Source organism: Paracoccus sanguinis, assembly GCF_012689545.1.
GTDB classification, from domain to species: domain Bacteria; phylum Pseudomonadota; class Alphaproteobacteria; order Rhodobacterales; family Rhodobacteraceae; genus Paracoccus; species Paracoccus panacisoli.
This window is the reverse complement of record NZ_CP051542.1, coordinates 1,481,321-1,501,192: the sequence shown is the minus strand read 5'-3', so window position 1 is coordinate 1,501,192 and position 19,872 is coordinate 1,481,321. Positions and strand designations below refer to the sequence as shown.

Sequence of the window (19,872 nt, the reverse complement as noted above, 5' to 3'; positions counted from 1 at the left end):
GCCCCAAGTTCTCCTGACGACAAATATCCTGCGGGGGTCCGGGGGCGCAAAGCCTCCGGTCCGGCGGGTGACGAGGGCGCGGCGTGACCAGCCTGCCCCCCGCCTTTGCAGACTGGTTCGCGCGCCAGGGATGGGCGCCGCACCCACACCAGCTCGCGCTGCTCGAGGCGACCGGCGACAGCCTGCTGGTCGCGCCGACCGGGGGCGGCAAGACGCTCGCCGGGTTTTTGCCATCGCTGGTGGAACTCGCCGGCGGGCATACGGGGCTGCACACACTCTATGTCTCGCCGCTCAAGGCGCTGACTGCCGACATCGGGCGCAACCTCGCGCGGCCGGTGGCCGACCTCGGCCTGCCGATCCGGGTCGAGGACCGGACCGGCGACACCAAGTCCGCCGCCCGCGCCCGGCAGCGCACCGACCCGCCGCAGATCCTGCTGACCACGCCCGAAAGCCTGGCGCTGATGCTGAGCTACCCCGAGGCGCCGAAGATCTTCGGCAGCGTCCGCCGGGTGGTGCTGGACGAGCTGCACGCGCTGGCCGAATCGAAGCGCGGCGACCAGCTGATGCTGGGCCTCGCACGGCTCAGGACGCTGTCCCCGGGCCTGCGCGCCACGGGCCTCAGCGCCACGGTCGAGGACCCCGCCGCGCTCGCCCGCTTCATGGGCGGGGCGACGGTGATCCACGCCGACCCCGGCCCCGACCCCGACATCGCCATGCTGCCCACCGCCCGCCCCGCCCCCTGGGCCGGCGGCAACGGCCATTACGCGGTGCCCGAGGTGCTGGCCGCGATCCGGGGGGCGAACACCACCATCGTCTTCATCAACACCCGCGCGCAGGCCGAACTGTATTTCCAGCAGCTCTGGGCCGCCAACGAGGACAACCTGCCGATCGGCCTGCACCACGGCAGCCTCTCGCGCGAGGCCCGCCAGAAGGTCGAGGCGGCGATGGCCGCCGGCGCGCTGCGCGCCGTGGTGGCGACGGGCAGCCTCGATCTCGGGATCGACTGGGGCGGCGTCGATCTGGTGATCCAGGTCGGCGCGCCGAAGAACGTCAAGCGGCTGGTGCAGCGGATCGGGCGCGCCAACCACCGCTACAACGCCCCCTCGGTCGCCCGCATCGTGCCCGCCAACCGCTTCGAGGTGATCGAGTGCATCGCCGCGCTCGAGGCCGTGCGGGCGCGCGATCTGGACGGCGATCCGCGCGGGCCGGGGCCGCTCGATGTGCTCTGCCAGCACATCCTGCTGACCGCCTGCGCCGCGCCCTTCGACGCCGACGCGCTTTATGCCGAGGTCGCGGGCGCCGGCCCCTACGCCACGCTGACCCGCGCCGAGTTCGACGACTGCCTGAACTTCTGCGCGACCGGCGGCTATGCCCTGCGCGCCTATGACCGCTGGCAGCGGCTGGTGCAGCGCGGCGGGCTGTGGGGCCTGCGCGATCCCCGCGCCGCCCGCGACCTGCGGATGAACATCGGCACGATCATCGACCCCGAGACGCTCAAGGTCCGCTGGCAGCGCGGCAAGGGCCTGTTGGGCGAGATCGAGGAGGGGTTTGCCGCCACCCTCGTCCCCGGCGACACCTTCCTCATCGGCGGCCAGACGGTGCGTTACGAGGGGTTGCGCGAGCTCAGCATCGAGGTCACGCCGAACCCCCACAAGGAGCCCCGCATCGCCACCTTCAACGGGCTGAAGCTGGCGACCTCGACCGAACTGAGCCACCGGGTGCTGGCGCTGATCGGCGACCCCGCCCGCTGGTCGGCGCTGCCCCCCGACACCCGCGACTGGCTCGCGCTCCAGGCCGAGCAGTCGGCGCTGCCGCAGCCCGGCACGCTTCTGTCCGAAAGCTTCCGCTATGACGGGCGCTGGCACTTCGCGCTCTACGGCTTTGCCGGGCGCAACGCGCTGCAGACGCTGGGGCTGTTGATGACCCGGACGATGGAGCTGGCGGGGCTGGGCCCGCTCGGGTTCCTCGCCACCGATTATGCGCTGCTGATCTGGTCGGTGGACCCGGTGACCGAGACCGAAACGCTGCTCGACCGCGCCGCGCTGCGCGAGGGGTTGGGCGACTGGCTCGGCGGCAATGCGGTGATGAAGCGCACCTTCCGCAACGTGGCCATCGTCGCCGGGCTGATCCAGCGCAACCTGCCGGGCGGGCGGCGCTCGGGCAAGCAGGCGACGTTTTCCAGCGACATCCTGTATGACACGCTGCGCCGCCACGACCCCGACCACCTGCTCTTGCGGATCACCGCCATCGAGGCCGGCCGCGGCCTCGTGGACTTCGGCCGGATCGAGGAGATGCTGGACCGCTCGCCCCGGCTTGACCACCGGATGCTCGACCGGGTATCGCCGCTGGCCGCGCCGCTCATGCTCGAGATGGGGCGGGTCAGGATCGACGGGCAGGGCCGGATGCGGCTGGCCGAGGCAGAGGCAGAGGCGATGATGGCAGATGCGGGGCTGACGCTGTCGGCCGACCCGGCCGAGGCGGCAAGGATGGCCGGGATCGGCGACGGGGTGAACCGCCCCGCGACCGGGCTGAAGTCGCGCGACCCGGAGGCGCCGCGCCGGCCCCGGCGCGGTCCGCGCCCGGCCACGGTGCCGCGGGCGCACTGAGGGCAGGCCGTGACCGGGTTCACTTTCCGCTGGCACGGGCTGGTACTCGAGGCGCGCTGCTCCGGCGCGCTGTGGTGGCCCGAGGGCCGCTGGCTCATCGTGGCCGACCTGCACCTCGGCAAATCCGAGCGGATGGCCCGCCGCGGCGGCGCGCTGCTGCCGCCCTATGAGGGGCGCGAGACCCTGCGGCGTCTCGCCGAGGAGGTCGCGGCGCTCGACCCCGCCTGCGTGGTCAGCCTGGGCGACGGGTTCGACGACGATGCGGCAGTCGAGGGGCTCGAGCCCGAGGTTAGGGCGGGGATCGCGGCGCTGGCCGCGGGGCGCGACTATCTGTGGATCGCAGGCAACCACGACCCGCGCCCGGCCGCGGGCAGGCTGCCCGGTCGCTGCGCGTCCGAGGCGGTGCTGGGCGGGGCGGTGCTGCGCCACCAGCCCGAAGGCGAGGGCCCGGACATCGCCGGGCATTTCCACCCGGTCCTGCGGCTGGCCGGCGCGCGCCGCCGGGCGCTGCTGGTCGGGGCGGATCACATGATCCTGCCGGCGTTCGGCGCCTACACCGGCGGCCTCGATGCCGCCGACCCGGCGCTGCGCGCCTGGGTGGCCGAGGGCTTCGCCGTGGCCTGCGTCCACCGCGCCCTGCCGGTGCCGCTGCCGCGCCGGATGAGCGACTGACGGTTCATGCGAAAGGGCCGCCGGCTTACGCCGACGGCCCTTTGTGCAATGCGGGCGAACTCAGAACTTGAAGTTCAGGCCCAGCTTGACGTTCGAGTGCTCGGGCGTCGCCTTCGAGATGACGCCGCCGCCCAGGTCCACCGTGGTCTTGCCGAAGTTCGAGTACTCGTACTCTCCGGTGACCGAGATCCGGTCGGTGATCATCTTTTCCGCCCCAAGGCCCAGCACATAGCCGTCGGCGTCATAGTCGATGTCGGCGCCGTTGTAGTTGTAGGTGAAGTCACCCGTCTGCCACCCGGCGATGCCGTAGACCAGCGTGTCGGGACGCGCGAGGTAGCCGGTCTTCAGCTTGACCGCGAAGAGGTTGTTCACCTTGGACTCGAACGAGCCGCCGGCGCCGAAGTCGAAGCCGTCCTTGATGTCGCCGGCGGTGTACGACAGTTCCGGCCCCACCACCCAGTTGTCGCGCTGCCAGCGATAGCCGGCGCGCAGCGACAGGTTCACACCCGACAGCTCGGCGGTGCCGATCGAATCGTCAAGCCCGGCGCCGCGGCGGCCGATCCGGTCGTCGCCGTTGAAGGCATACCCGAGCGCCACGCCGGCGTAGCCGCCCTGCCACGCCGGCGCGGGGGCCGGGGTGACGGCGACGATCGGCTCGACTTCGACCACGGGGGCGGCGAAACCGCCCGCCTGCGCGGCGCCGGTGGCGAGAAGGGCAAACCCGGTGACGAGGGGAAGGGCGTGGCGCATGGTCGACTCCTGAAACTGACAGCAGAGATCCGGGATCGCTGCGATGGTCGTAAACACCCCATGCCATACATCCCCCCGATTCTGAAGGGAGCGACGGCGCGGGACACGAACTTGTGGATAACGCCGCATAGATGGCGCGGTTTCGGATTACACGATCAGCGGCTGCGGAAACAGCGCGCCGTTGCTAAAATGCAACCGGTTGGCGCCGTCCGACGCGGGGGACGGCCGCCTGGGTTCCGCCCAGCCCAAAGACGCCGTCAGGCGTCCAGGTTCTCCACGCTCAGCGCATTCTGCTGGATGAAGTCGCGCCGCGGCTCGACCACGTCGCCCATCAGCTTGGTGAAGATGTCGTCGGCCTCGGCCACGTCCTCGATCCGCACCTGCAGCATGGTCCGCGCCTCGGGGTCGAGCGTCGTCTCCCACAGCTGCTCGGGGTTCATCTCGCCCAGACCCTTGTAGCGCTGCAGGTTCAGGCCCTTCTCGCCCTCGGCGAAGATCGCGTCCAGCAGCGACAGCGGGCCCATGATCGGCAGCTCGCGGTCCTTGCGCACCAGCGTCGCGCGCTGGCCATAGACCTCTCGCAGCGCGTCGGTCATCTGCCCCAGCCGCCGGCTTTCGCCCGAGCGCAGCATCGGCCCGTCGAGCAGCCGGCTCTCCTCGACCCCGCGCAGCATCCGCGCCAGCCGCAGGCCGCCGTCCTGCGTCGGCCGGGCCGCCCAGCCGCGCTCATACTCCTCGGCTACCATGTCCAGCCGCTCGGCCACCGCGGCGCCCACCGCACCCGCATCCGCCTCGAGCGCGCCGGCGACCATCGCGCCCGCGATCGCCGCCTGCTCGGTGATGTGCGCCGGGTAGTGGGTCGGATAGGCCCTGAGCACCCGCCGCGCGAGCCGCGCCTCGTCCACCACCCGCGCGAGGTCCGCGCCGGTGATCTCTTCGCCCGAGCCGAGGCGCAGGCTGGCGCCCTCGATCCCCTGCGCGATCAGGTAATCCTCAAGCGCCTGCTGGTCCTTGAGATAGACCTCGGACCGGCCGCGCGCGACTTTGTAAAGCGGCGGCTGGGCGATGTAGAGGTGGCCGGCCTCGATCAGCTGCGGCATCTGCCGGAAGAAGAACGTGAGCAGCAGCGTGCGGATATGCGCGCCGTCCACGTCGGCGTCGGTCATGATGACGATCTTGTGGTAGCGCAGCTTGCCGAGGTTGAACTCGTCGCGCCCGATGCCGGTGCCGAGCGCGGTGATCAGCGTGCCGATCATCTCGGAGGACAGCATCCGGTCGAAGCGCGCCCGCTCGACGTTCAGGATCTTGCCGCGGAGCGGCAGCACCGCCTGGTTCTGGCGCGACCGGCCCTGCTTGGCCGAGCCGCCGGCGCTGTCACCCTCGACGATGAACAGCTCGGCCAGCGCCGGGTCCTTCTCCTGACAGTCGGCGAGCTTGCCGGGCAGGCTCGCCACGTCCATCGCCGTCTTGCGTCGGGTCAGCTCGCGCGCCTTGCGCGCCGCCTCGCGCGCCAGCGCCGCCTCGACGATCTTGCCGACGATGGCCTTGGCCTCGGTCGGGTTCTCCTCGAACCACTCGGCCAGCTTCTCGTTCATCAGCGTCTCGACCGCCGGCCGCACCTCGGACGAGACCAGCTTGTCCTTGGTCTGGCTCGAGAACTTGGGGTCGGGCACCTTGACCGACAGCACGCAGGTCAGCCCCTCGCGGGCGTCGTCGCCGGTGAAGTCCACCTTCTCGCGCTTGGCGATGCCCGAGGACTGGGCATAGGCGTTGATGACCCGCGTCAGCGCGCCGCGGAAGCCCGCAAGGTGCGTGCCGCCGTCGCGCTGGGGGATGTTGTTGGTGAAGGGCAGGACCGTCTCGTGGTAGCTGTCGTTCCACCACATGGCGATCTCGACCCCGATCCCGCCGCGCTCGCCGGTGATGAAGATCGGGTCGGGCAGCACCGGGTTCTTCGAGCGGTCGAGGTAGCGGACGAACTCACGCACCCCGCCCTCGTAGAACAGCTCGGTCCGCAGCGGCTCGGCCGGGCGCTCGTCCTCAAGCACGATGCGGACGCCCGAGTTGAGGAACGCGAGTTCCCGCAGCCGGTTTTCCAGCGTCTTGAAGCTGTAGTCGAGGTTCGAGAACGTGCCCGTCCCGCCATGCTCGCGCGAGCTGGCGAGGAAGCGCACCTCGGTCCCCTTTTCGCCCGGCGCCGCGTCGCCCACGACGCGCAGATGCTCGACCGTGTCGCCGTGCTCGAAGCGGGCGTAGTGTTCCTTGCCGCCCCGCCAGATGCGCAGCTCGAGCCAGTCGCTCAGCGCGTTGACCACCGAGACGCCGACCCCGTGCAGGCCGCCCGAGACCTTGTAGCTGTTCTGGTCGAACTTCCCGCCGGCATGAAGCTGGGTCATGATGACCTCGGCGGCGCTGACGCCTTCGGTGGGGTGCTTGTCCACCGGGATGCCGCGGCCGTTGTCGCGCACGCTCACGCTGCTGTCGGCGTGGATCTTGACCGAGACGACGTCGGCGTGGCCGGCCAGCGCCTCGTCGATGCCGTTGTCCACGACCTCATAGACCATGTGGTGCAGGCCAGAGCCGTCGTCGGTGTCCCCGATATACATCCCGGGCCGCTTGCGGACGGCCTCGAGACCCTTGAGAACCTTGATGGAATCGGCGCCGTATTCGGGCTGCGCCGCGGGGACTGCGGTCATGCGTCTGGTATCCTGCGATTGACCCGCATCATATAGCGACCGCCCCCGCCAATGTCACGCAATGACACAGGATTTGGTGGGCTTCTGCCCACGCGCCCCCCATCCGTCCGGCGTCACGGCGCCGTCCGGTCGGGGTGTCGACGGCGGCAGGCGTGCGCCACCCCCGCGCCGCGCTCAGTCCCGCAGGAACCGCCGCAGCACCCGTTCGAGCTTCTCCGCCCCGATCGGGGCCATCTGCTTGGTGTGGTCGTGGCTGATCCGCTCGGTCGAGAGCCCCGCCCCCATGTTGGTGATCACCGACACCGCCGCGCAGCGCAGGCCGAGGAAGCGGCCGAGGATGATCTCGGGCACCGTGGACATCCCCACCGCATCGGCGCCGAGGACGCGGGCCGCTCGGATCTCGGCCGGCGTCTCGAACGACGGACCCGAGAACCACGCATAGACCCCCTCGGGCAGCGCCACCCCCTCGGCCGCCGCGGCGGCGCGCAGGTCGGCGCGGATGCCCGGGTCGTGGGCGTCGGTCAGCGGGACGAAGCGGCGCTCGTCGCGCTCGCCGATCAGCGGGTTGGTGCCGGCGAAGGCGATGTGGTCCGAGAGCAGCATCAGCTCGCCCGGCGGAATGTCCTCGCGCAGGCTGCCGGCGGCGTTGGTCAGGATCAGCCGGTCGCAGCCGAGTTCGGACAGCAGCTCGAGCGGCAGGCGCATCGCGTCGGGGCGCCCGGTCTCGTAGTAATGCGACCGGCCGCCGAACACCGCCACCCGCCGCCCCTCGAGTTGGCCGAGGTAAAGCTGCGGGACGTGCCCCGAGACCCCCGCATGGGGAAACCCGTCGAGGTCGGCATAGGGGATCGCCACCCCCTCGACCACGCCGCCGAGGTGGCCCAGACCCGAGCCCAGCACCAGCCCGTAGGCCGGCGGCTCGGACCCGGCGCGGTCGCGGACCAGACGCGCCAGCTCAGCGCTCTTTGACATAGGGCTCTCCTCCGGCACGGGGGGGCGTGGCGCGGCCGATGAACCCGGCAAGGATCACGACGGTCAGGATATAGGGCAGCGCCTGCATGAACATGGACGGGACCGTGACCGGCCCGAGGTCGATCTCGGGGTAGCGGTTGGCCACCGCCTCCATCAGCCCGAAGAGGAAGGTGGCCCCCAGCGCCCGCCACGGCCGCCAGTTGGCGAAGATCAGCGCGGCGAGCGCGATGTAGCCGCGCCCGGCGGTCATCTCCTTGACGAACCCGGCCGAGAGGCCCGCGGCGAGATAGGCCCCCGCCAGCCCGCACAGCGCCCCGGTGATCAGCACCGCCGTCCAGCGCAGCCGCACGACCGAGACGCCGGCGGTATCGACCGACGCCGGGTTGTCCCCCACCGCTCGCAGCCGCAGCCCGAAGCGGGTCCGGTAGAGCAGCCACCACGTCGCCGGCACCAGCGCCAGCGCCACATAGACCAGCAGCGTGTGCCCCGAGACGACCTCGGCGTAGAACGGCCCCAGCACCGGCACGCCGCGCAGCGCCTCGGCGAAGGGCAGGGTGATCGGCTGGAACCGCGCCCCGGCCTCGAGCGAGGGGGTGCGCCCGCCGAGCCCGAACCAGCTCTGCCCCAGAAGCACCGTCAGGCCCGAGGCGAGGAAGTTGATCGCCACGCCCGAGATCAGCTGGTTGCCGCGAAAGGTGATCGCCGTCGCCCCGTGGATCAGCGCCAGCGCCCCCGAGGCCACGATCGCCGCCCCGAGCCCCAGCCACAGGTTCCCGGTCATCGCCCCCGCCGCGCCTGCCGCAAAGGCCGCGATCAGCATCTTGCCTTCCAGCCCGATGTCGAAGATCCCCGAGCGTTCCGAGAAGAGCCCCGCGAGGCAGGCGAGCAGCAGCGGCGTCATCAGCCGCACCGCGCTGTCGAGGATCTGCAGGACGGTGGCGTAGTCCATCACCCGCGCCCCCCCGACCGCCCGGCGAACAGCCGCTCGAGCGGCATCCGCACCATGTTGTCGAGCGCGCCGGTGAACAGGATCACCAGCGCCTGGATCACCACGATCAGCTCGCGCGGGATGTTCGAGAACAGCGCGAGCTCGCCCCCGCCCTGGTAGAGGAACCCGAACAGCAGCGCCGAGAGCAGGATGCCCAGCGGGTGGTTGCGCCCCATCAGCGCCACGGCGATGCCGATGAAGCCCGCGCCCTCGACGTTGGTCAGGACCAGCCGCCCGGCCTCGCCCATGACGTTGTTGATCGTCATCAGCCCGGCCAGCGCGCCCGAGATCAGCATGGCGATCACGGTGATCCGCACCGGCGAGATCCCCGCATAGCGCGCCGCCCGCTCGGACTTGCCGAAGGCGCGGATCTCGTAGCCCAGCGGGGTGCGCCAGATCAGCACCCAGACGAGGACGCAGGCGGCGACGGCGATCAGAAAGGTGATGTTGGCGGGCGTCGAGCGGCCCCAGCTCATCCCCACGGCGGCGGCCATGTCGCTCAGCGTCGGCAGGGTGGTGCCGGCGGGAAACCGCGCCGTCGCCGGGTCCATGCTGCCCGCCGGGCGCATGACGTTGACGAGCAGCCAGTTCAGCAGCGCCGCGGCGATGAAGTTGAACATGATCGTGGTGATCACGACGTGGCTGCCACGCTTGGCCTGCAACCACGCCGGAATGAAGGCCCAGGCCGCGCCGAAGAGCGCCGCCCCCACCATCGCCGCGGGCAGCGCCAGCGCCCAGTGCGGCCAGGGCAGCGACAGGCACACCAGCGCGACCCCGAGGCCGCCCAGCGTCGCCTGCCCCTCGGCACCGATGTTGAACAGCCCCGCGTGCGCCGCCACCGCCACCGCGAGCCCGGTGAAGATGAAGTTCGTCGCGTAGTAGAGCGTGTAGCCCCAGCCGTAGGACGACCCGAGCGCGCCGGTGACCATCGTCCGAAGCGCCTCCCACGGGTCCTGGCCGATGGCGAGGATCACCAGCGCCGACAGCCCGAAGGCCAGCGCCAGCGAGATCAGCGGGGTGAGGATCAGGTCGGCCCAGCGGGGCAGGCGGGTCATGAAATCACCTTGAGCGGATCGCCGGCAGCGGCGGGGGCGGTCGCGGGCGTGATCCCCTCATCGGCCCGGTGCGTGGCCGGGTCCACCCCCGCCATGAGCAGCCCCAGTTCCCCCGCCGTCGTCCGGTCGGGCAGGCGTTCGCCCATGATCCGGCCGTCGAACATCACCGCGATCCGGTCAGAGAGGCCAAGGATCTCGTCCAGCTCGACCGAGACGAGCAGGATCGCCGCGCCCGCGTCGCGCATCTCGATCAGGCGGCGGTGGATGAACTCGATGGCGCCGATGTCCACGCCCCGCGTCGGCTGGCCGACCAGCAGCAGCGACGGGCGTTCCTCGATCTCGCGCGCGACCACGATCTTTTGCTGGTTCCCGCCCGAGAAGTTGCGCGCGGCGAGGTCGGGGTTCGGCGGGCGGACGTCGAAATGCTCGATCAGCCGGGCGGCGCGGCTGCGGATCGCCTCGCGGTCCATCAGCAGGCCGGACTGGTATTCGGGGTCGCGGTGGTGGCCGAAGACGGTGTTCTCCCACGCGTCGAAGTCCATGATCAGCCCCTCGACCTGCCGGTCCTCGGGGATGTTGCCGACGCCCGCGCGCCTTCGCGCCGCCGCATCGGCGCCGATCAGGGGCAGCCCCGCGCCGTTCAGCCGCGCCGCGCCCTCGATCCGGGCGCCGGGCTCGGGGTAGCCGCCGAGGATCTCCATCAGCTGCGTCTGACCGTTGCCGCTGACCCCGGCGATGCCGAGGATCTCGCCCGCGCGCACCATCAGGTCGATGCCGCGCAGCCGCTCGACCCCGTGCCGGTCGCGCATCCTGAGGCCGCTGATCTCGAGCACCGGGGCCCCCGGCCGGGCCGGGGTCTTGTCCACCCTGAGCAGCACCTTGCGCCCGACCATCAGCTCGGCGAGCTGCTCGGGCGAGGTCTCGGCCGTGCGCACCGTCGCCACCATCTCGCCGCGCCGCATGACGCTGACGTTGTCGGTGATCTCCATGATCTCGCGCAGCTTGTGGGTGATCAGGATGATCGTCTTGCCCTCGTCCCTGAGCCCGCGGAGGATGCGGAACAGGTGGTCGGCCTCGGCCGGGGTCAGCACGCCCGTCGGCTCGTCGAGGATCAGGATGTCGGCCTGGCGGTACAGCGCCTTGAGGATTTCCACCCGTTGCTGGTGGCCCACCGACAGCGTCTCGACCACCGCATCGGGATCGACCTGCATCTCGTATTCCGCCGCCAACCGCCGCAGTTCCTTGCGCGCCCGGCTGAGCGAGGGGGCGAGCAGCGCGCTGTCCTCGGCCCCGAGGATGACGTTCTCGACCACGGTCATGTTCGGGACCAGCTTGAAATGCTGGAACACCATGCCGATCCCGGCGCGGATCGCGGACTGGCTGTCGGTGATGCCCGCGTCGCGCCCGCCGATCAGGATCGCGCCCGCATCGGGGCGGTAGAACCCGTAGAGGATCGACATCAGCGTCGACTTGCCGGCGCCGTTCTCGCCCACGATGCCGTGGATCGTGCCGCGCGGGACGACCATCGAGATGTCGCGGTTGGCCTGCACCGGCCCGAAGGATTTCGAGATCCCGCGCAGCTCGATGGCGGGCGGGGTGCCGGGGGCGGCCGCGCGCCCCCGGTCGGTCGGCAGGGCGGGGCCGCGATCGGGCCCCGCCTCGGGTTGGGTCGGCGTCACTTACTGGACCGGGCAGGCGTTGTCCGTCATGTAGTCGTGGACCTTGATCTCGCCCGAGGCGATCTTGGCCGAGGCCTCGTCGATGGCCTTGGTGATCTCGTCGGTCATCAGCGGCTTGTTGTTGTCGTCCATGGCGAGGCTGACGCCGCCCGACTTGAGGTCCATGACCTTGGTGCCCGGCTCGACCGCGGTGCCGGCCTTGAACGCCTCGTAGACCGAGTTGTCGACGCCCTTCACCACAGAGGTCAGCACCTTGCCCGGATGCAGGTGGTTCTGGTTCGAATCGACGCCGATGGACAGGATCCCCTCGTCGGCCGCGGCCTGCAGCACGCCGATGCCGGTGCCGCCGGCCGCGGCATAGATCACGTCCGCGCCCTGCGCCTTCTGCGCGCGGGCAAGCTCGCCCCCCTTCACGGGGTCGTTCCACGCCGCGGGGGTGGTGCCCGTCATGTTCTGGATGACCTTGGCGTCGGGGTTCGTCGCCTTGACGCCCTGCACATAGCCGCAGGCGAACTTGCGGATCAGCGGCACGTCCATCCCGCCGATGAAGCCGACGGTCCCGGATTTCGAGGCTTTCGCCGCCGCGATCCCGGCCAGATAGCTGCCCTCGCCCTCGTTGAAGACGACCGACTGGACGTTCGGCGCCTCGACCACGGTGTCGATGATGACGAAGCGGGTGTCGGGATAATCCGGCGCGACCTTGGTCAGCACGTCGCCGAAGGCGAAGCCGGTCATCACGATCGGGTTCGCCCCGGTCTCGGCCAGCCGGCGCAGCGCCTGTTCGCGCTGGGCCTCGGACTGCATCTCGAGTTCCTTGTAGTTGCCGCCGGTCTCGGTCTTCCACTTCTCGGCGCCGTGATAGGCGGCCTCGTTGAAGGATTTGTCGAACTTGCCGCCAAGGTCGAAGATCAGCGCCGGATCGGCCGCGGCGGCGCCGCAGGTCAGCGCCAGCGCCGCGGCACCGGCCGCAAGACGGGTCATCAGGGTCATGGTCAGCTCTCCCGTTGGTTTTGCGGGGATTACAGGAAATGCGCCCGGCGGCGTCAATGACAAACGCCGCGACAGGCCCGCGACAGGCCCGCAGCGCGGCATTTCCCGAGGGCATTGAACAGGGGCAGTCAATCCTGCTAACCCGCCCCTGCAAACATATGTTGCGAGGCTACGGATGAACGCCCCGACCGCCCCCTCCCTCACCGGCCGCCCGCACTGGACCCCCGAGGCCGCGCGCGAGATCTTCGATCTGCCGTTCATGGAGCTGCTGTTCCGCGCCCAGACCGTCCACCGGGCGCACTTCGACCCCAACCGGGTGCAGCTCTCGCGGCTTCTGTCGATCAAGACCGGCGGCTGCCCCGAGGATTGCAGCTATTGCAGCCAGTCCGCGCGGCATGATTCGGGCCTGTCGGCGTCGAAGCTGATGGAGGTGCAGCGGGTCATCGCCGAGGCCGCCCGCGCCAAGGCCGCCGGGGCCACCCGCTACTGCATGGGCGCCGCCTGGCGGTCGCCCAAAGAGCGCGACATGGCGCAGATCGTGGCCATGGTCGAAGGCGTCAAGGCGCTGGGCATGGAAACCTGCATGACGCTGGGAATGCTCGACAAATCCCAGGCGACGCGGCTCGCGGCGGCGGGGCTCGACTATTACAACCACAACGTGGACACGTCCGAGGCGCATTATTCCAACGTGATCACGACCCGCAGCTACGCCGACCGGCTGGATACGCTGGCGGTGGTCCGCGACAGCGGGATCAAGGTCTGCTCGGGCGGCATCCTCGGCCTGGGCGAGGGCGCGCAGGACCGAGTGGACATGCTGGTGACGCTGGCCAACCTGCCCGAGCCGCCGGATTCGGTGCCCTTGAACCTGCTGATCCCGATCCCCGGCACGCCGCTCGCCGATGCCCCGCCGGTCGATCCGATCGACTTCGTGCGCACCATCGCGCTGGCCCGGATCATGATGCCGGAAAGCCATGTGCGGCTATCAGCCGGCCGCACCGAGATGACCGACGAGATGCAGGCGCTGTGCTTCTTCGCCGGCGCGAACTCGATCTTCGTGGGTGAGACGCTGCTGACGGCGGGCAACCCGGACGAGGACAAGGACATGAAACTGCTGGCGAAACTCGGGATGCAGCCGATGGTCGCGTGGGAGCACGCGCCCGCGGACGGCACCGCCGCGCCGGCCCCCGCGGCGATCCCCGAGGGTGCGCCCGCGGCCTGTCCGATGCGCGCGGCCTCGGGCGAGACGCCGGTTCCGATCCTGCGCTGAGCCGATGCGGGACGTCAGCACGCCCGACCGGCTGGCGCCGTTCCGCGCCGATCTCGCCGCGCTCGAGGCCGCCGGGCGGACGCGGCGGCTGATCCCGCGGGCGGGGGTCGATTTCGCCTCGAACGACTATCTCGGGCTCGCCGGGCACCCCCGGTTGGCCGCCGCGGTGCAGGCGGCGCTCGCGGACGGCGTGCCCGTCGGCGCGGCCGGGTCGCGGCTGCTCAGGGGCAACACCGACTGGCAGGAAGCCTTTGAAATCAACGCCGCCGCCTTCTTCGGGGCCGAGGCCGCGCTGGGCTTCGGGGGCGGGTATCAGGCCAACGTGGCGGTGGTCTCGACCCTGCCGCAGCGGGGCGACCTGCTGCTGATGGATGCGCTGAGCCATGCCTCGACCCGCGACGGGGCGCGGCTGGCGCGGGCCGAGGTGGCCGAGTTCCGGCACAACGACTCGGGCCACGCCGAGGATGTGATCACAGAGTGGCGGGCGCGGGGCGGCAAGGGCGCGGTGTGGATCGCGGTCGAGAGCCTCTACAGCATGGACGGCGACCGGGCGCCGCTGGACGATCTGGCGCAACTCGCGGATCGGGAAGGGTTTCTGATCGTCGACGAGGCCCACGCGACGGGCGTCTGGGGGCCGGGCGGCAAGGGCCTCTCGTACGCGCTCGAGGGGCGCGAGAACGTGATCACGCTGCACACGCTGGGCAAGGCGCTCGGCGGGTCGGGCGCGCTGCTCTGCCTGCCGGCGGTGCTGCGCGCAGCGCTGATCAACCGCGCCCGGCCGTTCATCTTCGCCACCGCGCCCTCGCCGCTGATGGCGGTCGCGGGGGGCGCGGCGCTCGACCTGCTGCGCGACGAACCCGATCTGCCGCAGCGGTTGCACGACCATATCGCCTTGTTTTCGCAGGAAATGTCGACGCGGCTGCCGCATCTGCCGATGTCGGGCAGCCAGATCGTGCCGCTGATCGTGGGCGAGGACGCCGCCACCATGCGGCTTGCCGCGGCGGTACAGGCCGAGGGCTTCGACGTTCGCGGCATCCGCCCGCCGACGGTGCCGCCGGGGACCGCACGGCTGCGGGTGTCGCTGACGCTGAACGCCTCGGCCGAGGACGTGGTGCGGCTTGCCGCGACGTTGGAGCGACTATGGCCCGATTTGTGATCACAGGGACCGGGACGAACATCGGCAAGACGGTGTTCGCGGCCGGGCTGACGGGGCTGATCGGGGCGCGCTACTGGAAGCCGGTGCAGACCGGCATCCCGGTTTCGGCGATGCACGAACCATCCGATGTTCCTGCACCGTTCGTGCAAGGTTCATGCACAGTTCATGCGAACGATCCTGCTGAAGGGCCGGAAAGCGACAGCGCCTTCGTCCGCCGCATCACCGGCGCCGAAACGCTGCCCGAGACGGTGGTGCTGCCCGACCCGCTCTCGCCGCACCGGGCGGCGGAACTCGCCGGTGTCGCCATCCCCGACCTGCCGCTGCCCGACGCGGACCCGCTGGTGATCGAGGGTGCGGGCGGCGTGCTCGTCCCGATCACCCGCGAGCTGCTGTCGGCCGAGCTGTTCGCGCGCTGGGGGCTGCCGGTGATCCTCGTCGCGACGACCGGGCTCGGGACGATCAGCCACGCGCTCACGGCGCTCGAGTCGCTGCGGGCACGGGGGTGCCTTGTGCACGGCGTGGCCTTCGTCGGCGACGACAACCCCGACAACATCGCCACCATCGGCCAGATCGGGCAGGTGCGGGTGTTGGGCCGGTTGCCGCGGCTCGATCCGCTGACGCCCGGCAGCCTGTCCGCCGCGATGCGCGCGGGCTTCGACCCGCAGGATTTCGCCTGACCGCCCGCTGGTCCGCACCATCCCCGCCACCGGCCGTGCCTGCGGCGCAACGGAGACCCCGATGACCGATTCGCCCGTCTGGCACCCGTTCACCCAGCACGCCACCGAGCCTCGGCCGCCGCGCGCGCTCAAGGCCGAGGGATCGGTGATCGAGACCGACCGCGGCCCGCTGATCGACGCGATCTCGAGCTGGTGGGTGATCACCCACGGCCACCGGCATCCGCCGATCATGGCGGCGATCCGGGCCGAGACCGAGCGGCTGGACCAGGTGATCTTCGCCGGGCTGACCCATCAGCCGGCCGAGGATCTGGCGCGGGCGCTCGTGGACCTCGCCCCCGCGGGGCTGACGCGGGTGTTCTATTCCGACAGCGGCTCGACCAGCGTCGAGGTGGCGCTGAAGATGGCACTGGGGTTCTGGGCGAACAGCGGCCGGCCGCGGCACCGGATCGCGGTGCTCGACGGCAGCTATCACGGCGACACCATCGGGACGATGAGCGTCGGCGCCCGCGGGGTCTTCAACGCTGCCTATCAGCCCTTGATGTTCGCGGTGGACAGCCTGCCCTTCCCCGAGGGCGACGGAGCGGCGACGCTGGCCGCCTTCGAGGCGCTGGCGGCGCAGGGCGACCTTGCCGCGCTGATCGTCGAGCCGCTGGTGCTCGGGGCGGGGGGGATGCTGATGTATCCGCCCGAGGTGCTGGCGCGGCTGCGCGCCGCCTGCGACCGGCACGGGGTGCTGCTGATCGCCGATGAGGTGATGACCGGATGGGGCCGGACCGGGCGGCTCTGGGCCTGCGACCATGCCGGGATCGCGCCGGACATCCTCTGCACGTCCAAGGGGTTGACCGGGGGTGCCATCCCGCTGGCCGCGACGCTGGCGACCGAGGCGGTGTTTGCCGCGCACTGGTCCGAGGACCGGGCCAAGACCTTCTTCCATTCGTCGAGCTATACCGCCAACCCCATCGCCTGCGCGGCGGGACTGGCCAATGCGCGGATCTGGCAGGCGGGCGGGATGCAGGCGCAGCTCGACGCCTTGGGCGCGATGCAGGCCGAGCGGCTGGCGGCGGTCGGGGGCGCGGCGCGCTTCACCGGCGCGCGGCGCTGCGGGACCATCGCGGCCTTGGACCTGCGGGTGGACGGCGCTGGCTATCTCGCCGCGGCGGGGCAGCGGCTCAGGGGCTTTGCGCTCGACCAGGGCGTGCTGCTGCGGCCGCTCGGCAGCACGGTCTATGTGCTGCCGCCCTACGGCATCTCGGCGGCCGAGCTGGACCGCGTGTGGGACACGATCGCGGCCTTCGCCCCCTGAGCCGCCTGCTGGCGGGGATGTGACCGGCGGCGCTGATGCGCGGCGGTGACAGGGGCGGGGCGGCTGCGGCAGTCTGGCGTGCAGGCGCTGGCGCTGGCCGCGGCGCCACGGCTATAGGCGGAGCGGGCAGAGCCGGGCGCAAGACCGCGGCGCACCCCCGACGACAGAGACGAGGACGAGCGATGACCACACCCAGATTTCCCCTTTTCGTGCCGCAGCGCGTGATGGCCCACGGCCTCGCGCTGGCGGCCGCAGCCCTGCTGGCCGGCTGCATGGCGGCCCCGGTTCCGGCGCCCGAGCCGGTAGCCGTGGTGGCCCCGATGCCCGAGGTGGCCCCGCCCCCGATCACCGGCGTCGCCGGGCTGCAATCGCGCGAGCCGGACGCCTGCCACGCCGCCAACTACCGCAGCGCCATCGGCCAGCCGGCGAGCGTGATCCCGACGCTGGGGATCACCCGGCAGTACCGGGTCGCGGAATATCGCGGCATCGAACCCGAGGAGTACAACGCCCTCAGGATCGCCTTCCAGCTTGACGCGGCAGGCAACATCGCCGCCGTGACCTGCGGCTGAGGGCGGCGGTGATGCGCGCGCTCGCCCTTCTGCCGCTGCTGGCGCTGGCCGCCTGCGTCGAGCCGGTGCCGCCGCCCGGCGCGGCGCCGCTGCCGGACGCGGACCTCTGCAAGGCCTCGGGGTTCCAGGGGCTGGTCGGCCAGCCACAGTCGGTGCTCAGGACCATGATGCTGCCGGCGGGCAGCCGGGTGATCGGGCCGGGCGACGCGGTGACGGCGGATTTCCGGCCCGACCGGCTGAACATCGAGACCGGCACCGACGGGCGGATCGCCAAGGTCGGCTGCTACTGAACGGCGCCGCGCGCGGGGCGCACTCCCGCGCGCGGACTGCGAAACATCAACCCGGGCGGGCCGGGGGCGCGGGCGCGCGAGGGTTGCGGGATCGCCGCGGTTGGGCCAGCGTGGCAGGCATGACGCTGCTCTACTCTGACGCTTCGGCCGAGGGACACCTGACCCCGCCCGGCCATCCCGAACAGGTCGCCCGCCACGCCGCGGTGCTGAAGGCCCTCGCGCCGCTGGCGCTGGCGCCGCGCGACTGCCCGGAGGCGGACGAGGCGGACCTGCTGCGCGCCCACCCGGCGCGGTACCTCGACCGGCTGCGGGCGGCGGTGCCCGCGCAGGGCAGCGTGGCGCTGGACGCCGACACGCATCTGTCCCCCGGCAGCCTGACCGCGGCGCTCAGGGCCGTGGGCGGGGCCTGCGCGGCCGTCGATGCGGTGCTGGGCGGCGAGGACGAGAGCGCCTTCGTCGCCATGCGCCCGCCCGGCCACCATGCCGAGCGCGAGACGGCGATGGGGTTCTGCCTGCTCGGCACCGCCGCCATCGCGGCGCTGCGGGGGCTCGAACATCACGGGCTCGACCGGGTGGCGGTGGTGGATTTCGATGTCCACCACGGCAACGGCACGCAGGACATCCTGTGGACCGAGGGACGGGCGTTCTTCGCCTCGACCCACCAGATGCCGCTTTATCCCGGCACCGGGGCGGCGTACGAGACGGGCGCCCACGGGCAGGTGATGAACGTCCCGCTGCGCCCCGGATCGGGCGGGGCCGAGGCGGTCGCGGCCTGGCGGCTGATCGCCGCGCGGCTGGCCGACTGGCGGCCGGGGCTGGTCGTCGTCTCGGCCGGGTTCGACGCCCATGCCGCCGATCCGCTGGCGCAGCTCAACTGGACCGAGGCCGATTTCGCCGCCGTCACGGCGCTGATCCGCGACGCCGCGCGGGCCGCGGGGGCGCCTGTGGTATCGGTGCTGGAAGGCGGCTATGATCTCGCCGCGCTGGGCCGCTCGGCCCGCGTGCACGTCGAAACACTCAAGGAAGCCGCTCAATGACCGACCCCGAGATCGACCGGATGTCCTTCGAGGACGCGATGAAGGAGCTCGAGTCCGTCGTGGGCAAGCTCGAGCATGGCGAGGCGACGCTGGACGAGTCGATCGCGCTGTACGAGCGCGGCGCCAAGCTGCGCGCCCATTGCGAGCGGCGGCTGCGGCAGGCCGAGGAGCGGGTGGAGAAGATCATGCTCTCGGCCTCGGGTGAGCCGGTGGGCACCACGCCGGTCGAGGGTCTTTAGGCGATGATCGCCCGGATGGAGGCGGTGCGCGCGGCGGTGAACGCGGCGCTCGAGGCCGCGCTGGCCGATCTGCCGGACGGCGACCTGACCGATGCGATGCGCTATGCCTGCGTCGGCGGCAAGCGCATCCGCGCGTTCCTGGTGCTGGAATCGGCGCGGCTGCACGGGGTCGCGGATGCCCACGCGATGCCGGTCGCGGTGGCGGTCGAGATGCTGCACGCCTACAGCCTCGTCCACGACGACCTGCCGGCGATGGACGACGACGACCTGCGCCGCGGGATGCCCACGGTGCATATCCAGTGGTCCGAGGCGACGGCGATCCTCGCCGGCGACGCGCTGCAGGCGCGGGCGTTCGAGATGCTGGCCGACCCCGCCATCGGGGATTGCGAGATCCGCGTGGCGCTGCTGCGCCGCTTCGCCGCCGCCGTGGGCGCGCGGGGGATGGTCTGGGGGCAGGCCCGCGACATCGCTGCCGAAACGGCGGTCGAGCCGCTGGACCTCGCCGAGGTCAAGGCGCTGCAGCAGGCCAAGACCGGGGCGCTGATCCAGTTCGCGGCGACCGCCGGCGCGGTGATGGCGGGGGCCGATCCGGCGCCGCTCTCCGAGTATGCCAAGGGGCTGGGGCTCGCGTTCCAGATCGCCGACGACATCCTCGACGTGACGGGCGACCCCGAGCAGACCGGCAAGCGCACCGGCAAGGACGCGCGGCTGGGCAAGGCCACCTTCGTCTCGCTGCTCGGGCTTGACGAGGCGCGCGACAAGGCCGCGGCGATCGTGGCGCGGGCCGAGGCGGCGCTGAACGACGAGGCCGAGGGGGTGAACGCCGACGCGGCCGGAAACTTGCGGCAACTGGCGCGTTTCGTTATCCACCGCCAGACCTGACGCGGCACCTGTCTCTGGCGGGGGCGCGCGCCCCTGCCAGCGCC

General features: G+C 71.6%; 18 protein-coding genes. 11 read left to right on the top strand and 7 right to left on the bottom strand.

Annotated elements, in window-relative coordinates:
- Window positions 1-83 precede the first annotated feature (83 nt).
- Window positions 84-2,606, top strand: coding sequence for a ligase-associated DNA damage response DEXH box helicase (locus HGN31_RS07120; protein ID WP_168782771.1), 2,523 nt, complete (start codon window positions 84-86; stop codon window positions 2,604-2,606).
- A 9-nt stretch (window positions 2,607-2,615) separates the two neighbouring features.
- Window positions 2,616-3,278 (top strand): ligase-associated DNA damage response endonuclease PdeM, encoded by a 663-nt coding sequence (gene pdeM / locus HGN31_RS07115; protein ID WP_168782770.1) that lies wholly within the window; start codon window positions 2,616-2,618, stop codon window positions 3,276-3,278.
- Window positions 3,279-3,338: 60 nt separating this feature from the next.
- On the opposite strand, the gene HGN31_RS07110 is transcribed toward pdeM, so the two are convergent.
- The 7 genes from HGN31_RS07110 to HGN31_RS07080 all read right to left on the bottom strand — a co-directional run bounded on the left by HGN31_RS07110 (window position 3,339) and on the right by HGN31_RS07080 (window position 12,408).
- Window positions 3,339-4,028, bottom strand: coding sequence for an outer membrane protein (locus HGN31_RS07110; protein WP_168782769.1), 690 nt, complete (start codon window positions 4,026-4,028; stop codon window positions 3,339-3,341).
- A 257-nt stretch (window positions 4,029-4,285) separates the two neighbouring features.
- Window positions 4,286-6,724 carry a DNA topoisomerase (ATP-hydrolyzing) subunit B gene (gene gyrB, locus HGN31_RS07105; RefSeq protein ID WP_036733922.1) on the bottom strand — a complete coding sequence of 813 codons (2,439 nt, stop codon included), beginning with the start codon at window positions 6,722-6,724 and terminating at the stop codon, window positions 4,286-4,288.
- A 174-nt stretch (window positions 6,725-6,898) separates the two neighbouring features.
- Entirely contained in the window at window positions 6,899-7,696 is a 798-nt protein-coding gene (locus HGN31_RS07100) for a purine-nucleoside phosphorylase (RefSeq protein ID WP_168782768.1), read from the bottom strand.
- Window positions 7,680-8,645, bottom strand: a complete 966-nt coding sequence (locus HGN31_RS07095; RefSeq protein ID WP_036699966.1) for an ABC transporter permease — start codon at window positions 8,643-8,645, stop codon at window positions 7,680-7,682. The genes HGN31_RS07100 and HGN31_RS07095 overlap by 17 nt, the downstream gene beginning before the upstream one ends.
- Window positions 8,645-9,739 (bottom strand): ABC transporter permease, encoded by a 1,095-nt coding sequence (locus HGN31_RS07090; protein WP_168782767.1) that lies wholly within the window; start codon window positions 9,737-9,739, stop codon window positions 8,645-8,647. The genes HGN31_RS07095 and HGN31_RS07090 overlap by 1 nt, the downstream gene beginning before the upstream one ends.
- Window positions 9,736-11,373, bottom strand: coding sequence for an ABC transporter ATP-binding protein (locus tag HGN31_RS07085; RefSeq protein ID WP_168783849.1), 1,638 nt, complete (start codon window positions 11,371-11,373; stop codon window positions 9,736-9,738). The genes HGN31_RS07090 and HGN31_RS07085 overlap by 4 nt, the downstream gene beginning before the upstream one ends.
- Window positions 11,374-11,418: 45 nt before the next feature.
- A complete protein-coding gene (locus tag HGN31_RS07080) occupies window positions 11,419-12,408 on the bottom strand; it encodes a BMP family lipoprotein (protein ID WP_036699972.1) in 990 nt (329 codons plus the stop codon).
- A 175-nt stretch (window positions 12,409-12,583) separates the two neighbouring features.
- On the opposite strand from HGN31_RS07080, the gene bioB reads away from it, so the two are divergent.
- From bioB to HGN31_RS07035, 9 genes are all read left to right on the top strand, one after another.
- The gene (gene bioB, locus HGN31_RS07075; RefSeq protein ID WP_168782766.1) at window positions 12,584-13,675 is read left to right on the top strand and encodes a biotin synthase BioB; all 1,092 of its coding nucleotides are present in this window, start codon (window positions 12,584-12,586) and stop codon (window positions 13,673-13,675) included.
- A gap of 4 nt (window positions 13,676-13,679) precedes the next feature.
- Entirely contained in the window at window positions 13,680-14,831 is a 1,152-nt protein-coding gene (locus tag HGN31_RS07070) for an 8-amino-7-oxononanoate synthase (protein ID WP_168782765.1), read from the top strand.
- Window positions 14,828-15,508, top strand: a complete 681-nt coding sequence (gene bioD, locus HGN31_RS07065) for an ATP-dependent dethiobiotin synthetase BioD (protein WP_244961167.1) — start codon at window positions 14,828-14,830, stop codon at window positions 15,506-15,508. The genes HGN31_RS07070 and bioD overlap by 4 nt, the downstream gene beginning before the upstream one ends.
- 61 nt (window positions 15,509-15,569) lie before the next feature.
- Window positions 15,570-16,811: an adenosylmethionine--8-amino-7-oxononanoate transaminase gene (locus HGN31_RS07060; RefSeq protein WP_168782763.1), complete on the top strand. Its 1,242-nt coding sequence runs from the start codon at window positions 15,570-15,572 to the stop codon at window positions 16,809-16,811.
- A 182-nt stretch (window positions 16,812-16,993) separates the two neighbouring features.
- A complete protein-coding gene (locus HGN31_RS07055; RefSeq protein ID WP_244961165.1) occupies window positions 16,994-17,380 on the top strand; it encodes a hypothetical protein in 387 nt (128 codons plus the stop codon).
- An 11-nt stretch (window positions 17,381-17,391) separates the two neighbouring features.
- Window positions 17,392-17,670, top strand: a complete 279-nt coding sequence (locus tag HGN31_RS07050; protein ID WP_036707714.1) for an I78 family peptidase inhibitor — start codon at window positions 17,392-17,394, stop codon at window positions 17,668-17,670.
- A 119-nt stretch (window positions 17,671-17,789) separates the two neighbouring features.
- The gene (locus tag HGN31_RS07045) at window positions 17,790-18,707 is read left to right on the top strand and encodes a histone deacetylase family protein (RefSeq protein ID WP_168782762.1); all 918 of its coding nucleotides are present in this window, start codon (window positions 17,790-17,792) and stop codon (window positions 18,705-18,707) included.
- On the top strand, window positions 18,704-18,946 hold the full coding sequence (locus HGN31_RS07040) for an exodeoxyribonuclease VII small subunit (RefSeq protein ID WP_036699987.1): 243 nt from the start codon (window positions 18,704-18,706) through the stop codon (window positions 18,944-18,946). The genes HGN31_RS07045 and HGN31_RS07040 overlap by 4 nt, the downstream gene beginning before the upstream one ends.
- Window positions 18,947-18,949: 3 nt before the next feature.
- A complete protein-coding gene (locus HGN31_RS07035; protein WP_168782761.1) occupies window positions 18,950-19,828 on the top strand; it encodes a polyprenyl synthetase family protein in 879 nt (292 codons plus the stop codon).
- Window positions 19,829-19,872 lie beyond the last annotated feature (44 nt).